Here is a 16,140-nt window from a genome sequence, read left to right as displayed (position 1 = left end):
GAGTCAAAAGAGTCAATTTTACTCGATTGTATCAGTCCTTTTCGGCATTGCAAAAAGATCCTCGATCTCTAGAGCTACAAGCCATATATCGGTTATACTGTATGGACCTTATGTACGAGACTTGCTTTTGCAGATGACTAGATTAGAGCCTCAAGCTATTGAGATAGATATTCCTTTTCCAAAACCACCGATTATTTTATCTGAGCAAGAGCAACATCACCACAAATCCAAAATCAAGCAACTTTTACAGCAACATAATGCGGTTTTGATTGCTCATTATTACACCGATCCCGAGATCCAAGCTTTGGCTGAAGAAAGCGGCGGCTTTGTGGGTGATTCGCTAGAAATGGCTAAGTTTGGGGCTAAACATCCAGCCGAGACTTTAATTATTGCAGGTGTAAAATTCATGGGGGAAACTGCAAAAATTTTAGGTCCCGATAAACGGGTTTTGATGCCCACTTTGGAAGCTACCTGCTCACTTGATCTGGGCTGTCCGATAGAACCTTTTAGTGCTTTTTGTGATCAATATCCTGAGCGCACCGTAGTGGTCTATGCCAATACTTCAGCGGCGGTAAAAGCGCGCGCTGATTGGGTTGTAACTTCAAGTATTGCGGTGGATGTGATTGAACATTTGCTCGATAAAGGTGAGAAAATCATTTGGGGTCCGGATAAGCATCTAGGAGCCTACATTCAAAAGCAAACGGGCGCCGATATGTTGTTATGGCAGGGTGCTTGTATTGTTCACGATGAGTTTAAGTTTCAAGGCTTGGAAAAAGCTAAGGCTTTATATCCAGAGGCTGCCGTTCTGGTTCATCCCGAATCGCCCAAAAAAGTAGTAGCGCTGGCGGATGTGGTTGGTTCGACTTCGCAGCTGATCAAAGCTGCTAAAGAACTACCGCAACAACAATTGATTGTTGCGACTGATAAAGGCATTTTTTATAAAATGCAGCAGGCAGCGCCAAACAAAGATTTGATCATTGCGCCAACCGCAGGCGAGGGAGCAACTTGTCGTAGTTGTGCTCATTGCCCTTGGATGAAGATGAATGCTTTACAAGCCTTATCAAACGTTTTTGAGCAAAATGATAATGAAGTCTTTGTGGATTCAGGTTTAGCGACGAAAGCTTTAAAGCCTTTAACCCGAATGGTCAACTTTACTCAAGGCACTTAAAACCTTATTGAAGCCTGCGGGCAATTGATGTTACTCTGAATTTGATAACAAAATAGAAAACAATCAATATTAAAAGTTACACCTATAGCAAACTCTATGAATGAACTTATTTTAAGCTACCCCGAAATATTGGATGGGCAAGAATTCTTAACGGAAGTCGACCCCAAGCAAGTTAAGTCGCGGGTTTTTAATGACGGGTTAAACGACGTTGAAGAGGAAGTCAGCCGTTTAACCTCAGTTATTTATGAGCTTAATCGCTGCCCGCAAAGCCTTTCAGAAATAGAGTCGAATCTTAAAACGTTACATCTTAGGTATTCAACCATTAGTAGCTTCGCTCGCGATTATTCGATCCCTGATCTTAGGGTGTCAAAAAAAGTTGATCAGCTACTACACGGTTTGACCTTGGAAATGAGTTATTTATTTAAGCGCTATGTTAAGCAGCTGGATGAAAATACTCAATGGATTATCAACTTCCAGAAAAAAGCTGCGTTTGCGGTTAATGGAGCCATCTATTATCTGAGTTTGTTAAAAGTTGAAACTTATTGTTTGAATGAACTTTTGCCGAGTTATATTTGGCGCGAATTGAATCAACTCTATTGGTTAGCTGAAAAAAGAAAGCTATTAACGCAAAAGGTCAAGTTTAAGGCTGATGGACTTTTTCATCCAAGTCCCAATGTTCAGCAGGCGTACGCTCGTGCGACCATTGTTTCCGCGATTTCACCGTATGAGCTAAGTCGACAAGAGCACTGGAATTTATTTTATAATTTGCAGACTTATGTTGAAATTATTCAAATAGAAAAACATCATGATTTTGACAGAATAGCGAAATGTTTTGTTGTTGATTTAGCGAGCTCTGATAAACCCACTTTGGTTGATGAAGCTGGTGTTAATATCAGTGAGGGTAACCGTTTTATCGAAGTTCAAGCGTTTGTCGAACGAGTCCAGCAGCAACAAACGGATCTGTTGACTAGTGGTGATTTGCCCAAAAACTCCTTTATTAATGGTATTGAGCCTCAGTCTGCCAAAAAGCTTTTTAATAAACTGGTTGAGTATTGTACGCAGTACAAAATGCGCGCATCGCATCGTTATCCGATTCAAGTAGAGGCTACGCTAGTCTTTGGTTTTTCAAACCTCATTCAGCTGATGCAGCGTCAAGAGATGGTAGATTCTAGTGCTTATTTGAACGAAGCGCTGGAAGACTTGCTACAAGAAAACCATCCACAAGCCCTAACTTGGCAGACGGTTAACGAGAGCCGAGGCGGTTTGTGTGTAGAGCAATCTAGCCAAGAGTCTTTGGATATTGCTGAGTCGATGCCTGTGGTGCTCAAGAAATATCAAAATGGGGTGGTTGCGGATAACTGGACGCTTGCACTGACCCGTTGGTATAAGTTCGAAAATAAGACCAACCGAATTGGGGTTAACTTTATTCATGGTGATATCGAGCTCGTAGAGTTGATGCAAACCGATAAAAAGCACGCTTTAATGATACGCCAGCCAAAAGATGAGCGGGTTTTTCTGCTGACCTCGCCTGAAGTGCTAAAAAATAAGAAGGTTGTTGGTTTGCAGCTAAAGGATACAAAACAGGTTGTACACTGCAAAAAACGAATGCTTTGCCATGAGGCTGAGCTAGTGCAGATTGAATTGACGGTAAAAAATAAAGTCGAAAGCTAGTTTTAGGCTTTATTCTTGAGTCAGTTTGATGGATAATGCGCCTCGGCTCTGCTGGTCCCCTCGCAACGATAGATTGTGAATCCCGCCAGGCCCGGAAGGGAGCAACGGTAGCAGTTGATTCGTGTGCCGGGGTGTGGCTAGCAGAGTCTTTTAATTTTGATGATTTCCCCTGTCTTGGTTTGAGCTTGAGTTGGTTCTACCTCGCATTCTATAGCTCCTAACCCGTTATCCATGGCTATTCAATGGCCATCAATCGAATAGAGTCTTTAGATCATAAGCTCATTTTGCAAGGCCGCGAGTAAGTTTTATGACTTCTCTTTTATCTATTCTTGGAACTGTGGTACAGTTTGTCATCTTCTGAAATATCACTAATCATTCGAACAAAATATGAGCTATCAGGTGCTCGCCCGCAAGTGGCGTCCCAAGAATTTTGATGAATTGCAAGGCCAAGAACACGTTAGTCGTGCTTTGATTAACGCTATTGAGCAAGAGCGATTGCATCATGCTTATTTGTTTACCGGTACTCGTGGCGTGGGTAAAACCACCATTGCTCGAATCCTTTCTAAATGTCTGAATTGTGAAACTCATGGATTAACGGCCAAGCCTTGTGGCGAATGCGGAGCTTGTGTCGAAATTGACGAAGGGCGTTTTGTCGATTTGATTGAAGTGGATGCAGCTTCAAGAACTAAGGTCGATGATACTCGAGAGTTATTGGACAATGTACAATATCGTCCCACTCGAGGGCGTTATAAAGTTTATTTGATTGATGAAGTGCATATGCTTTCCAATAGCTCCTTTAACGCGCTATTAAAAACGCTGGAAGAGCCGCCGGAACATGTCATCTTTTTATTGGCGACTACTGATCCGCAAAAACTTCCAGTTACGGTACTTTCACGCTGCCTGCAGTTTCATCTTAAGCATATGGACGAGGCCACCATTGCCAATCATCTTGCTTTTATCTTGCAGCAAGAGCAATTAGAGTTTGAGCAAACTGCGCTAAGTTTAATTGCCCAATCAGCTGAGGGGAGTATGCGTGATGCTTTGAGCCTACTTGATCAGGCGATTGCTTTTGGACAGGGGCAAGTTAATGAAGCTGATATCCGTAGCATGCTCGGTACTATTGATCACCAGTTTATGGAGCGTTTGCTACAAGCTTTAGCGGATAAAGATGCCAAGCAAGCGATTGAGTCGATAGCACAAATGAGCAACTTCCCAGTAGATTTTGCCGATGCACTCAAAGAATTATTAAGCCGCTTGCATCAAGTGGCTATTTTCCAAGCTACCGGTGTTTTACTTGATAATTCAGCGACTTATGTAGAAAAATTTGCACAACAGATTAGCGCAGAAGATTTACAGCTGTATTATCAATTAGGGCTGCATGCTCGCCGCGACTTAACTTGGGCGGCCACTCCTAAGCAGGGTTTAGAAATGGCGCTGCTACGGATGTTGGCGTTTAATATAGCGCCCATAACGGACGGTTCAAACGCTACTAACACTGCTTCTGAAGCAGTAAAAAAAAAAGCGTCCTTAGTTGATGCCAAAGTTGTAAAAGAAGCTGAGCAAACACCTGAGAAAGTACCTCAGAAAGAGCTTGGCAAAGAATCTAATAAACAAGTAGAAATAAAAACTACCGAATCTGAAGCCGCTAAAGTAAAAGTGGCTAAACAGTCAGCACCTCAAGAGAGTGTATCGTCCGATGAGCCGCAGCCAAATTATGATGATTATGTTTGGGGGGACGAATCAGAAGGCGAGCAAGCCGAAACTTATCCCCTAGAAACCGCTAAAGACACTGATTCACATAAGCCCGAAATTCAAGATGAGCAAGTATCAACAACTAGTCAGCAAGCGGCCGAGCCGTTAGCGATCAGCAAAAAGGTAAAAAAAACTGAAGAAAAACAATATGATCCACTTGCCAGCTTGCATGCAGCTTTGGGTATTTCATCGGTCGAAAAACAATCATCAAGCCAAGCCACCAGTTCTTCAAATGCGAATAGTGGTAACAAAAGCCGCGGTTTGGCGCTAAGCAACAAAGCGGTGGAAGATGAGCTGGAAGAAACCACTAAAAATCCACTCGATTTGGCGGCGATCAAGGATATCGAGTTACCCGAACAAGCCGCTTTTGATCAAGAAAATTTTTATGATGAAAGCCTTGATGAGCAGAGTCTAGCGGAACACATTTATTCGCAAACTCAAACCAGCGACTTAGCCCAACAGACAGTTAATACTGCCAGTAATTCTGCTAACGAAAGTTCGGTGTCGAGCACTGATGATATGCTTGCTAAAGACTTAGCAGATGTAACCGACGAATGGACTCAGCTGGTTATTAAACTTGGACTGCCGGGTTCCTACCATCAAATTGCTCAATCAAGTTTAATGGACTGGCAACAAGAAGATCTAATGGCGCTGCGAGTCGCGCCGAATCAGGATATTTTGTGTACGGATAGTGCTAAAGCTGGTATTGAAAAGGCCATTATTGAGTTTTTTGATAGAAGAATTCGTTTTCAATGGTCTTTTGCCGAGCCTGATCGGGAAACACCGGCCATGATTTTTGCTCGCAAGGCCGAAGAAAAGCAGCAAAATGCTTGTGATTTGTTAACTCGGCACCCATTTAGTCAGCGGTTGGCGCAAAACTTTGCTGCCAAATTAGATCCAGAAACGATAAAATATTTAGATTAGCATCAGAATTTTGAGGTAAAAGTATGTTTGGTAAAGGTGGTTTGGGCGGAATGATGAAGCAAGCCCAGCAGATGCAAGATAGAATGCAAAAGGCGCAAGAAGAAATTGCCAATATGGAAGTTGAGGCTGATGCAGGTGCGGGTATGGTAAAGGTGGTTATGACCGGCCGCCATGATGTCAAACGCATTTCAATCGATCCTAGCTTAATGGAAGATGATAAAGACTTGCTGGAAGATTTAATTGCAGCTGCGGTAAATGCCGCGGTACGTAAGGTCGAGCAGACTTCGCAAGAGCGGATGGCGGAAGTGACTAAGGGGATGAATCTTCCCCCCGGTATGAATTTACCGTTTTAAATTGTCTTTTTAGGGCTATAGTTTGTTAGTTTCTTTTTCAAAAACATCGTGTATCGTATATACACTCAGTTTTTTCAATTCGAAACTGCCGCCTCTAGCCTTAAAAATCCTGCCTTAACATGATTATTCGAATAGCAAAAATATTTACAGCGATAATAAATTTTGTTTCTCAGTCAGTTGTTTAGCCTATTATGCAGTCACCGTTAATAAAGAAACTAATTGATGCCTTTTGTTGCTTGCCAGGAGTGGGGCCTAAGTCTGCTCAGCGTATGGCCTATCATTTGTTGGAGCGTAATCGTGAGGCGGGCGTGCAGCTTTCGCAAGCGCTTGCTGAATCAATGGAAAAAGTAAATCATTGCTCGCGCTGTCGTGATTTTACAGAAGCAAAAACTTGCTACTTGTGTTTGTCTGAAGCCCGCGATAAAAGCCTGCTGTGTGTGGTGGAAAGTCCAGCGGATGTGTATGCGATAGAAGCAACCGGTGGCTTTAAAGGCACCTATTTTGTGTTGATGGGGCATTTATCTCCTTTGGATGGTATCGGTCCTGATGATATTGGGCTAAAAGAGTTGAAAGCTTTAGTTGAAGTTGAGGCGCCCAGTGAAGTTATTCTCGCTACTAATGCAACAGTAGAAGGCGAGGCTACGGCGCACTTTATTGCCGAAATGCTGCGCTCTGAGCAGCTAGAGATCTCAAGGCTTGCTTCAGGCGTACCTTTAGGAGGAGAGCTCGAATATATTGATGGCGGTACTCTTAGCCAGTCCCTATCTGAGCGCCGTCCCTATCAAATTTAGTTATTCGGTAAGGTTAAACTATTAAGATTGTATAAAATCTGGACACTTTTTATGGATTAGTTGTCTTAGGTTTAGTAATATATGACTGCGTAAATTGATAGAAAAATTTATCTTCAGGTAGTCATTTCATGAAAAACAGTTATAAAAATATCCGTAAATTGATAGTCCCCGCCCTTTTTACAGGCTTTTTGGTGGCTTGTGGCGGCGGAGGCTCCAGCTCTAGCTCGTCACCAACACCGCCACCTAGCAGTAGCGGCCCGACTTGGACCGCAGGTGTGTTTGCTCCTTCTAGCGATTTTGAGGCGCGTTGTCAAAATCCGCGCTCGGGTAATGATATTAATGGTAGGCCTTGGCCCGATGTGCAAGGATCCACGCTCGAGGAAAATCATTGGTTACGCTCATGGAGTGATGAAACCTACCTTTGGTATAGTGAGATTCCAGATCAAAATCCAGCTAATTTTAGTAATCCGATTACTTATTTTGATACCTTAAAAACCAACGCTGTAACCGCCTCTGGTAACCCACAAGATCAATTCCACTTTACCGATGATACGGATGCTTACCAACAGCAAGCAAGCACTGGCTCATCAGTGGGTTATGGCATGCGGTTTAGAATATTGCAGTCAGCGCCACCAAGACAAATTGTAGTGGCTTATAACGAACCGAACTCACCGGCGAGTAATGCTAATATTGATCGCGGTGCTGAAATTGTTACCATTGATGGAGTCGATGTTGCCAATGGATCTGATGTAAATACTTTAAATGCTGGTTTATTTCCGTCAGCAGTTGGTGAGTCTCACACTTTTGAAATCCTTGACTTAGGTTCAAGTACTACTCGAACCGTGACCTTAACTGCGGAGAATGTAACATCCGATCCCGTTCAAAAAGAAGCCATTATTAACACTCCAACGGGCGATGTGGGCTATATGCAGTTCAATACCTTTGGTACTCGTATTGCTGAGCAGGAGTTGATTGATGCTTTTGTGGATTTCTCAAATCAGGGTATTCAAGATTTAGTGATTGATTTGCGCTACAACGGTGGCGGTTTCTTATTTATTTCGAGTCAATTAGCTTATATGGTTGCTGGTTCGGCGCAAACAAACAATCGTATTTTTGAAACGACGGTGTTTAACGATAAAAATCCTACTACTAATCCAGTGACGGGTGAAACCTTATCGCCGACTCCTTTCTATAATCAGCCCAGCGATCAAGCCACTGCACCTGGCGGTATTTTGCCTGATGTTAACCTAAACCGCGTTTTTATTCTTTCTACTAGCTCTACTTGCTCTGCCAGTGAAGCCTTAATCAATGGCTTACGAGGTATTGATGTCGAGGTAATCTTAATTGGTGGTACTACTTGTGGTAAACCTTATGGTTTTTATCCAACCGACAACTGCGGCACTACCTATTTCACCATTCAATTCCGTGGTGAAAATAACAAAGGTTGGGGTGATTATGCCGATGGCTTTGTACCGTCTGCTACTGACGATGGTTTTGGTAATGTAATAGGTTGTAGCGTGGCGGATGATTTTTCTCACCAGTTAGGTGATCCGAATGAAGCTATGTTGGCTGCCGCGCTTGATTATCGCACCAGCGGTGCTTGCCCAGTGGTCAAATCGCAAGCTGAGCCACGTCGTTATGATTGGAGTCAAAATCCACTGGACCTTCGTAATTCAGCGTATTACCAAAAACAGATGTTCTATCAACAAAATCGAATCGATTTAAATCTGAAATAATTACTACAGACACTTAAAAATAAAAAGGAGCCTTGGCTCCTTTTTTTATTGGTTTATTTAAAGTTTCGCCTTGAAACTCGGCCCCTAATCCCCAAATAAAACAGCAAATAGTCATTAACTGAAATCGTTACATATCTGGGGCTTTAATTATGTCTGTAACCGTCGAAAAGCAAACACATTCTTTCCAAACCGAAGTTAAACAATTACTGCACTTGATGGTGCACTCTTTGTATTCGAATAAAGAGATCTTTCTGCGCGAGCTTATCTCCAATGCTGCTGATGCGGCCGATAAGCTACGCTTTAAAGCACTCAATGATGCCGAGTTATACCAAGGGGATAGCGAGTTAAAAATCCGTATTACCACTGATAAAGAGGCTAAAACCCTAACCATTTCTGATAATGGGATTGGTATGAATCAAGCTGAGGTGATTGAACATTTGGGCACTATTGCCAAATCGGGTACGGCTGATTTCTTGAGCAAACTTACCGGCGATCAAAAGAAAGATTCGCACCTTATCGGTCAGTTTGGGGTGGGCTTTTATTCGGCTTTTATCGTTGCCGACAAAGTCACCGTAATTAGCCGCAAAGCAGGTGATGCAGTGGATCAAGCGGTGATTTGGGAGTCTATGGGTGATGGTGAATTTACCATTGAAACCACCAATAAAGACTCTCGCGGTACTGACATTATTTTGCATCTAAAAGCAGGTGAAGAAGAGTTTTTAGAAGATTTTCGTCTAAGAAATATTATCGGTAAATATTCCGATCACATCTCATTACCGGTAGAGATGGAGAAGCAACATCTCGGTGAGGAAGAAGAAAAGCCACAAGAGGCAGATTTTGAGGCCGTGAATAAAGCGACCGCTTTATGGACTCGTTCTAAGTCGGATATTTCAGACGAAGAATATCAAGAGTTTTACAAGCACGTTTCGCATGACTTTCAAGATGCACTGACTTGGTCACACAACCAAGTTGAAGGCAAACAAGAGTACACCAGCTTATTGTATATTCCTTCCAAAGCACCATATGATCTGTGGAATCGCGATCGCCAACGCGGCGTTAAACTCTATGTACAAAGAGTTTTCATCATGGATGATGCCGAGCAGTTCTTACCGATTTATATGCGTTTTGTACGCGGTTTGCTCGACTCCAACGATTTGCCGCTAAACGTGTCGCGTGAAATTTTGCAAGACTCAGCAACCACTCAATCTTTGCGCAGTGCCATGGTTAGCCGTGTTTTGAAAATGTTGGAGCAGTTAGCGAAAAAAGACGCAGAAAAATACCAGGCATTCTGGAACGAATTTGGTCAAGTTCTTAAAGAAGGTCCCGGCGAAGATTTTGCCAATAAAGAAAAAATCGCTAAGTTATTCCGCTTTAGCTCAACTCACACCGATTCAGCTGAGCAAAATGTGTCGCTAGATGCCTATATCGAGCGTATGAAGCCGGAGCAAGAGAAAATCTATTATATTGCCACAGAAAGCTTCTTAGCGGCTAAAAACAGCCCTCATCTGGAAGTATTCCGAAAGAAAGGCATCGAAGTATTATTGATGTCTGATCGTATTGATGAGTGGACCATGTCGCACTTGCAAGAATATGCAGGCAAGCAATTTGTGTCGGTAACTCAAGGTGATTTGGATTTAGGTAATCTTGAAAACGCCGAAGATAAAAAAGCGCAAGAAAAAGCCTCGGAAGACAATAAGGGTTTGGTTGAGCGGGTCAAGACGGTACTTGGCGAGCAAGTTAGTGACGTGAAAATCACCATGCGCTTAACCGATACTCCGGCTTGTATCGTAGCTGGCGAAGGTGATATGCCGCTGCAAATGATCAAAATGATGCAGGCAGCAGGGCAGCCGGTGCCAGAAACCAAGCCGATTTTTGAAATTAATCCAGAGCATGCCTTGATTCAGCTGGTGGATCATGAACAAGATGAAGCTCAGTTTGCTGAATGGGTAGAGGTGTTATTCAACCAAGCCCAATTGGCTGAGTCGGGACAGCTTGAAGATCCAGCAAGCTTTGCTAATAAACTGAATAAGTTATTGCTGAAGTTGGCTAGTTGATCCAATTATCATTACTGACTATTTTTAAAAGTTAATCCGGTGTCACTTTAATTTTTTAAAGCTGACACCGCTTTTTACAAATATCGTTAGTAGCTCGCCAGCCCAAGCTCGCTAAGCAAAGATAATTACGCTTATTGGTTCACGGTCAACTCAGCTTTAAGCAAGTAATACAAAGCCTAATTTACCCTCTATTGACATCCTGTCTAAGTTTCTCTAGTCTTTTGATTGAAACGTTTCGGTACATGGTAGTAACATCTCTTAAAGGTAAATCTAATATGTTAAAAACGCATATATATGGAATGCTGATGTTTTCGATAAGTTTAACGCTTGTTACTTACAGCAGCTTATCAAATGGTAATTCTCAAACTAAACTGGAGTTAGGAATGGAAGTTAAGGAACCGAATGAAGATGCGCTTATCGAGTCTATTCGATTAATCACGGAAGAAAGGATGCGCCGAAGTTACGGTAAGGGAGAGGTCGTACAGCGAGATGCTCATGCGAAAACTCACGGGCTAGTCCGAGCAAAGCTCAAAGTTGTCGATGATCTGCCGAAAGAATTGCGGCAGGGTATATTTTCTGAAACTAAGGTTTATGATGCGTTGATCCGATTTTCTGCTTCAAGCCAAATCGCTCAGGCAGACACAGTTGCGCAGCCTCAGGGTATGGCGATCAAAGTGCTTGGTGTCGAAGGCGAGAAACTAATTCGGCCAACAACAACGCAAGATTTTGTCATGATCAATTTTCCCACTTTTTTTGTCAAAGACCTTGCAAGTTACATAGATTTCACTCGATTTGGTTCAGCCCTAACCGTAAAGGATGATGATGGCGTCGATAAGGAGAAAGAAGCGGCTGCTTTTGCCAAGAAACAGCCAGAAATTCTTGCCATATTGGAAAAAATGATAGCCATGCCTTTCTGGAATCCGCTTGAAGTGCAGTATTGGAGTCAGACTCCGTACATGCTTGGCTCTCAAGCGATTAAATTTTCAGCTAGGCCTCTGACCAGTTCTGAAAATAAAAAGCCCGAAGGGGAGCTCGGCGATAGGTTTTTGCGCAATGCTCTAGTTAACACCATTAAAGATGAGCCATTTCGTTTTGAGTTTGTGGTGCAAGTTCAAAACGATGCAAAAAAACAACCTATCGAAGACCCAACAGTTGAATGGAAAGAGTCTGAAGCGCCGCCGAAGCGTGTAGCAATTATTGAAATCCCAGTACAAGACTTATCTTCAAATAAAGATGTTGACTACGCAGAGAAGTTAACATTTGCAGCATGGAATTCCTTGCCAGCACATCGTCCGTTGGGTTCTATGAATCGAGCGCGTAAATCTGTTTACGAAGGCGGTGCTAAAGTTCGCCACGCAAGAAACGGTAATACTCGGTTCGAGCCAGATACACTTTGATATAAGTGCCGAAAAGGTATTTTCGTAATTCCCTGAAAAATTTTGATAGTGAAGAAAAAGGAGATTAAAACAATGTCAATTCAAGACGATCTTAAAGAGTCAAGCCTCGACCTTTATACAAAGTTATTTTCTGAGTCGACTATTGCGCTTGCTGAAACTCACGTAAAGAGAAACGCGGAAGATGCTAAAAGACCCCACTTTGAGCCAAAACCTCAAGCTAAACTGGCTGTTGCGCCACCATTTATCCTTATTCCAGAAAATGATGAGAATCATGATAAAGACTGGACAGAGAAATTTGCATCCGAAGCTCTCGCTCACGGTATGGAAAACCTTCCGGTAGAAGATGTTATTAATGATTGGCCTAGTCGTGAAGAAGCGATTGAGTCTGCTTATGAGTTGTATAAAGATAAAGTTCCGAAAATTATTGTTGATTGGAAAAATCCAACGTCAGATGAGGCTTTTACTCATTTAGTTTTTCAGGGGATTGGTGCTCATAGATTAGAGCGAGCCAAAAGCTCTAATAAAGATGCTGAGTTTATGGTTGACCTCAGTTGGATGCAAGCTTATCCGGTTCGGGAAAAGTATGAAAAATACGGCTCGATCGCTTATTTCGGAGCAGACAGAAAACCAGTGGGTATTTTTGAGCCAAAGCAAGATAAAATGATTCGTCCAGGTGATAAGGGTTGGGAAGGAGCTAAGTGGCGTTTCAGAAGCTCGTTGTTTACTGCGGTTACATTGACCGATCACTTAGGTTACACCCACTATTTAGTGTCCAATACACTTACTACTGTAACCATAGAGCAGCTTTCCACAGATCACCCGCTCAGATATTTGTTGACCCCCTTTATTTTTGGAGCGGCTGATATTAACCGAGAAGCTTACTTTACCTTATCCAATAAAGGAGGTATTGCTCATCGATGTTTTGCTATGGAGCATGAGGGTGTTTTGAGATGCGTTTTGAAAGGTGTAGAAGCTGCGACCTTGGAAACATTTGAAGAATCTATGGTTCGTAGGGGGGTTGATGGACTTGGAGAAGATTATCCCTATGGTGAAGATGGATTAAAGTTAGTTAAAATCATGGAACAACTTGCAGATGAGTACATGAGCGTATATTACGACGGTGATGATCTTGTGAATGATCCCCACATCAAGGCATGGTGGAGTGCAATTAATAGACAAGCACCAAATCTCGAAATTGGTAAGCTTGAAACCCGAGATTGTTTTCTCAGACTTCTCTCGCACTTTATGTTCGTTGTAACGGGTTATCATGGTCAAGTAGGAAATATTGCTCAGTATACCCTCGATCCGACATTTATCGGGACAAAGTTGAGAGGCGATCTTGAAGAGCAAGAAATTAGCGATCTTCAATCTCACGCTCAAATGGTGACATTAACTATCACAACGGGTCTTGGTCAGCCTCATTTGATGGAAAATTTTGATCATATTTTATCCAAAGATAAAACTGACTCTGCTATAAACGTATTTAAAACCTACAGAGGTCGATTAAAAGCACTTTCAGAGGATATTAAGGCTTTAAATACTCAGCGCTCTTTGCCACTTGAAACTTTTAATCCTGAAGTTTTAACTAGTAGCGTGAGCACTTAACCGGAGGCTATTTTTTAGAACTTTGCTTTAAAACCGACCGATTATCATATTCGAATAGCGGTAATTGGTCGGCAACTTTGTTGAAAAGAGGGTTAAAATAATATCAATACTCAAGGAGCACCAATGTTAGTATAAAGGTGAGATATTAAGCTATTAGAGTTAATTTAGTTTAATTTAATTGCTGGTAATTGATAAGATTGTAAACTAGATATTTCAGTAATAAAAAATGGGTGCAAAGATGAAAGCCATGACCTGTAAACAATTAGGCGGTGCCTGTGATTTGGATTTTCGGGCTGAGACTTTTGAGCAGATGGTTGAGTTGAGTAAACAGCATGGAATGCAGATGTTTCAACAAAATGATGAAGCTCATTTGGCGGCAATGCATAAAATCCAACAGTTAATGCAAGAGCCGGGAGCAATGGAAAAGTGGAAAGAAGGGCGTAAACAAGCTTTTGAGGCGCTTGCTGAAGATTAATCCTAAACACAAACTAGCTGCTAGCCTCGCTGGTTACAAATTGCTAAAATCCCGTTAATTATTCTACGTTCCACCGCCTTGGGCGGTTTTTTTATGGTTGCTTTTTTTAACTCCAAACTATTCAAAATCCTCTTTGTTATTGCGACAGTGGTAATTTTTATCCTGTCGCTAATCCCTGGAAAGCAACTGCCCAGCGGTTTGCCTTGGGATAAAGCAGTGCATTTTGTCGGTTACGCGGGTTTAGCCTTTTTGGCGCGGTTGGGCTCGAAAAAGCACCCGAGTTGGCAATTGGTTATTGGCTGTATCATTTTCTCGTTATTGATTGAGTTTTTACAACAGTTTATCCCCAATCGCGGTTTTGAGTGGCTGGATCTGCTGGCTAATAGTCTTGGGGTGGTCGCGGGAGTTTCGCTGGCACTCTTGATTCAGCGTTGGTGGCGGCCAAAATAGCCAATTTTTTACTTGAGATAGGGCGCTAATCCAAGTATCTTTAGCGCCTAATAAACCATTTTATTTTTTGTTCGTTTAGGAGCCATCAATGCGCATTATTTTGTTGGGCGCGCCAGGTGCCGGTAAGGGTACTCAAGCACAATTTTTAAAAGATAAGTACCAGATCCCGCAAATTTCAACCGGCGATATGCTGCGTGCTGCGGTAAAAGCAGGCACCGAAATGGGCTTGGCGGCGAAAAAGAAGATGGATGCAGGCGAATTAGTCTCTGACGATATTATTATTGGCATCGTTAAAGAGCGGGTCAAAGAAGCCGATTGTGAAAATGGCTATTTGCTCGATGGCTTCCCAAGAACCATTCCGCAGGCAGATGCTATGCGCGATAACGGCATTGATGTGGATTTTGTGGTGGAAATTGATGTGGATAACGCTGAAATCGTTAAGCGTTTAAGTGGCCGCCGTGTTCATCCGGCTTCCGGTCGAGTTTATCATGTTAGCTACAACCCGCCGCAAGAAGAAGGCAAAGACGACGTTACTGGCGAAGATTTGATCCAGCGTGACGATGACCAAGAAGCAACTATTTTGCATCGCCTTAAAGTCTATCAAGAGCAAACCCGCCCGCTAGTGGATTATTATTCAAATTGGGCTGAGCAAGACGCCGAAGCTGCGCCAAAGTATGTTCGAGTCGCTGGAGTTGGTTCGGTTGAAGATATTCGCGATGCACTGTTTGCGGGTATTACTAACGGTTTAGCGAGCTAAGGCTCTAAAATCCTTTATGTCAAAAAAGCAGGGCGTTCTGTTATGCAATTTGGGAACGCCTGATGTGCCCAGCGCTGAGGCTGTCCGCAAATATCTCGGGCAGTTTTTACACGACAAGCGGGTAGTCTCGATCCCACGTATCATCTGGTGCCCAATCCTGCACGGGATTATCCTAAGAACTCGGCCGCAAAAAGTGGCTAAACTCTATCAATCGATTTGGACTGATAATGGCTCACCGCTGATGGTGCATAGTCAAGCGCAAAGACGTGAGCTACAAATCCGTTTGGATGCGCTCGCTAGCGAAAGTCATACTCCGATTGAACTGGCCATGTGTTATGGCAATCCCTCGATCCCTAAAGCACTGGAATCACTAGAGGCTCAGGGTTGCGAGCGAATCATCGTCTTGCCTTTGTATCCGCAATATTCCTCGGCGACCAATGCGGCGATTTTCGATCAGGTGAGCAAATTTTATAAAAAACGATTTTTTGTTCCTGAACTCTCTTATGTTAATGGCTACCATAATCATCCTTTGTATATCAAAGGCTTAGTAGATTCAGTTAAAGCTTATTGGCAAGAGCATGGGCAAGCAAAAAAGCTGCTTTTTTCCTACCATGGGGTGCCTGAGCGGTTTAGTAAAAAAGGCGACCCTTATGAAGCCCAATGCCATGAAACCACTCGTTTAGTGGTTGAACAATTAGGACTAGAGCAAGATCAATATCAAATCGCCTTCCAGTCGCGTTTTGGTCGCGAAGAGTGGGTCAAACCCTACACCGAGGCAACTTTGCAAGACTGGGGTAAGGCTGGTTTAGAGTCGGTGCAGATCATCAGCCCAGCTTTTGCCTCGGATTGCTTGGAGACGCTAGAAGAGCTTGCGATCCAAAACAAAGAGGTGTTTGTGGAAACTGGCGGTGGCGACTATTCTTATATTCCGGCGCTAAACGATTCGCCAATCCATATCGATTTGCTCTACGATTTACTGCAAACACAGCTTCATTAAGCCGCCAGTT

General features: G+C 42.9%; 13 protein-coding genes and 1 other RNA gene. All 14 read left to right on the top strand.

What is annotated here, in order from left to right; genetic code table 11:
- Positions 1 to 133: 133 nt before the first annotated feature.
- Positions 134 to 1,168, top strand: a complete 1,035-nt coding sequence (gene nadA / locus NFS34_RS10635) for a quinolinate synthase NadA (protein ID WP_251360020.1) — start codon at positions 134 to 136, stop codon at positions 1,166 to 1,168.
- Between the two features lie 96 nt (positions 1,169 to 1,264).
- Positions 1,265 to 2,839 carry a hypothetical protein gene (locus tag NFS34_RS10630; RefSeq protein ID WP_251360019.1) on the top strand — a complete coding sequence of 525 codons (1,575 nt, stop codon included), beginning with the start codon at positions 1,265 to 1,267 and terminating at the stop codon, positions 2,837 to 2,839.
- Positions 2,840 to 2,888: 49 nt separating this feature from the next.
- An RNA gene (gene ffs, locus NFS34_RS10625) (signal recognition particle sRNA small type) lies at positions 2,889 to 2,985 on the top strand.
- A 241-nt stretch (positions 2,986 to 3,226) separates the two neighbouring features.
- Complete coding sequence (dnaX, locus tag NFS34_RS10620) at positions 3,227 to 5,515, top strand: DNA polymerase III subunit gamma/tau (RefSeq protein WP_251360018.1); 2,289 nt, start codon at positions 3,227 to 3,229, stop codon at positions 5,513 to 5,515.
- Between the two features lie 23 nt (positions 5,516 to 5,538).
- Positions 5,539 to 5,868 carry a YbaB/EbfC family nucleoid-associated protein gene (locus tag NFS34_RS10615; RefSeq protein ID WP_251360017.1) on the top strand — a complete coding sequence of 110 codons (330 nt, stop codon included), beginning with the start codon at positions 5,539 to 5,541 and terminating at the stop codon, positions 5,866 to 5,868.
- A gap of 191 nt (positions 5,869 to 6,059) precedes the next feature.
- Complete coding sequence (recR, locus tag NFS34_RS10610; protein ID WP_376707941.1) at positions 6,060 to 6,659, top strand: recombination mediator RecR; 600 nt, start codon at positions 6,060 to 6,062, stop codon at positions 6,657 to 6,659.
- A 128-nt stretch (positions 6,660 to 6,787) separates the two neighbouring features.
- Positions 6,788 to 8,395, top strand: coding sequence for a S41 family peptidase (locus NFS34_RS10605; RefSeq protein ID WP_251360016.1), 1,608 nt, complete (start codon positions 6,788 to 6,790; stop codon positions 8,393 to 8,395).
- A gap of 149 nt (positions 8,396 to 8,544) precedes the next feature.
- The gene (gene htpG, locus NFS34_RS10600; RefSeq protein WP_251360015.1) at positions 8,545 to 10,449 is read left to right on the top strand and encodes a molecular chaperone HtpG; all 1,905 of its coding nucleotides are present in this window, start codon (positions 8,545 to 8,547) and stop codon (positions 10,447 to 10,449) included.
- Positions 10,450 to 10,724: 275 nt separating this feature from the next.
- Entirely contained in the window at positions 10,725 to 11,846 is a 1,122-nt protein-coding gene (locus NFS34_RS10595; protein WP_251360014.1) for a catalase family protein, read from the top strand.
- A 72-nt stretch (positions 11,847 to 11,918) separates the two neighbouring features.
- Entirely contained in the window at positions 11,919 to 13,451 is a 1,533-nt protein-coding gene (locus tag NFS34_RS10590; RefSeq protein ID WP_251360013.1) for a lipoxygenase family protein, read from the top strand.
- A 226-nt stretch (positions 13,452 to 13,677) separates the two neighbouring features.
- Positions 13,678 to 13,926: a hypothetical protein gene (locus NFS34_RS10585; RefSeq protein WP_251360012.1), complete on the top strand. Its 249-nt coding sequence runs from the start codon at positions 13,678 to 13,680 to the stop codon at positions 13,924 to 13,926.
- Between the two features lie 93 nt (positions 13,927 to 14,019).
- Complete coding sequence (locus NFS34_RS10580; protein ID WP_251360011.1) at positions 14,020 to 14,376, top strand: VanZ family protein; 357 nt, start codon at positions 14,020 to 14,022, stop codon at positions 14,374 to 14,376.
- A gap of 88 nt (positions 14,377 to 14,464) precedes the next feature.
- Positions 14,465 to 15,133, top strand: coding sequence for an adenylate kinase (adk, locus tag NFS34_RS10575; RefSeq protein WP_251360010.1), 669 nt, complete (start codon positions 14,465 to 14,467; stop codon positions 15,131 to 15,133).
- A gap of 16 nt (positions 15,134 to 15,149) precedes the next feature.
- On the top strand, positions 15,150 to 16,130 hold the full coding sequence (hemH, locus tag NFS34_RS10570) for a ferrochelatase (protein ID WP_251360009.1): 981 nt from the start codon (positions 15,150 to 15,152) through the stop codon (positions 16,128 to 16,130).
- The last annotated feature ends 10 nt before the right edge of the window (positions 16,131 to 16,140 follow it).

This window comes from Kangiella sp. TOML190 (assembly GCF_023706045.1).
In the GTDB taxonomy this organism is placed as follows: domain Bacteria; phylum Pseudomonadota; class Gammaproteobacteria; order Enterobacterales; family Kangiellaceae; genus Kangiella.
This window is presented reverse-complemented; position numbering and strand designations above follow the sequence as displayed.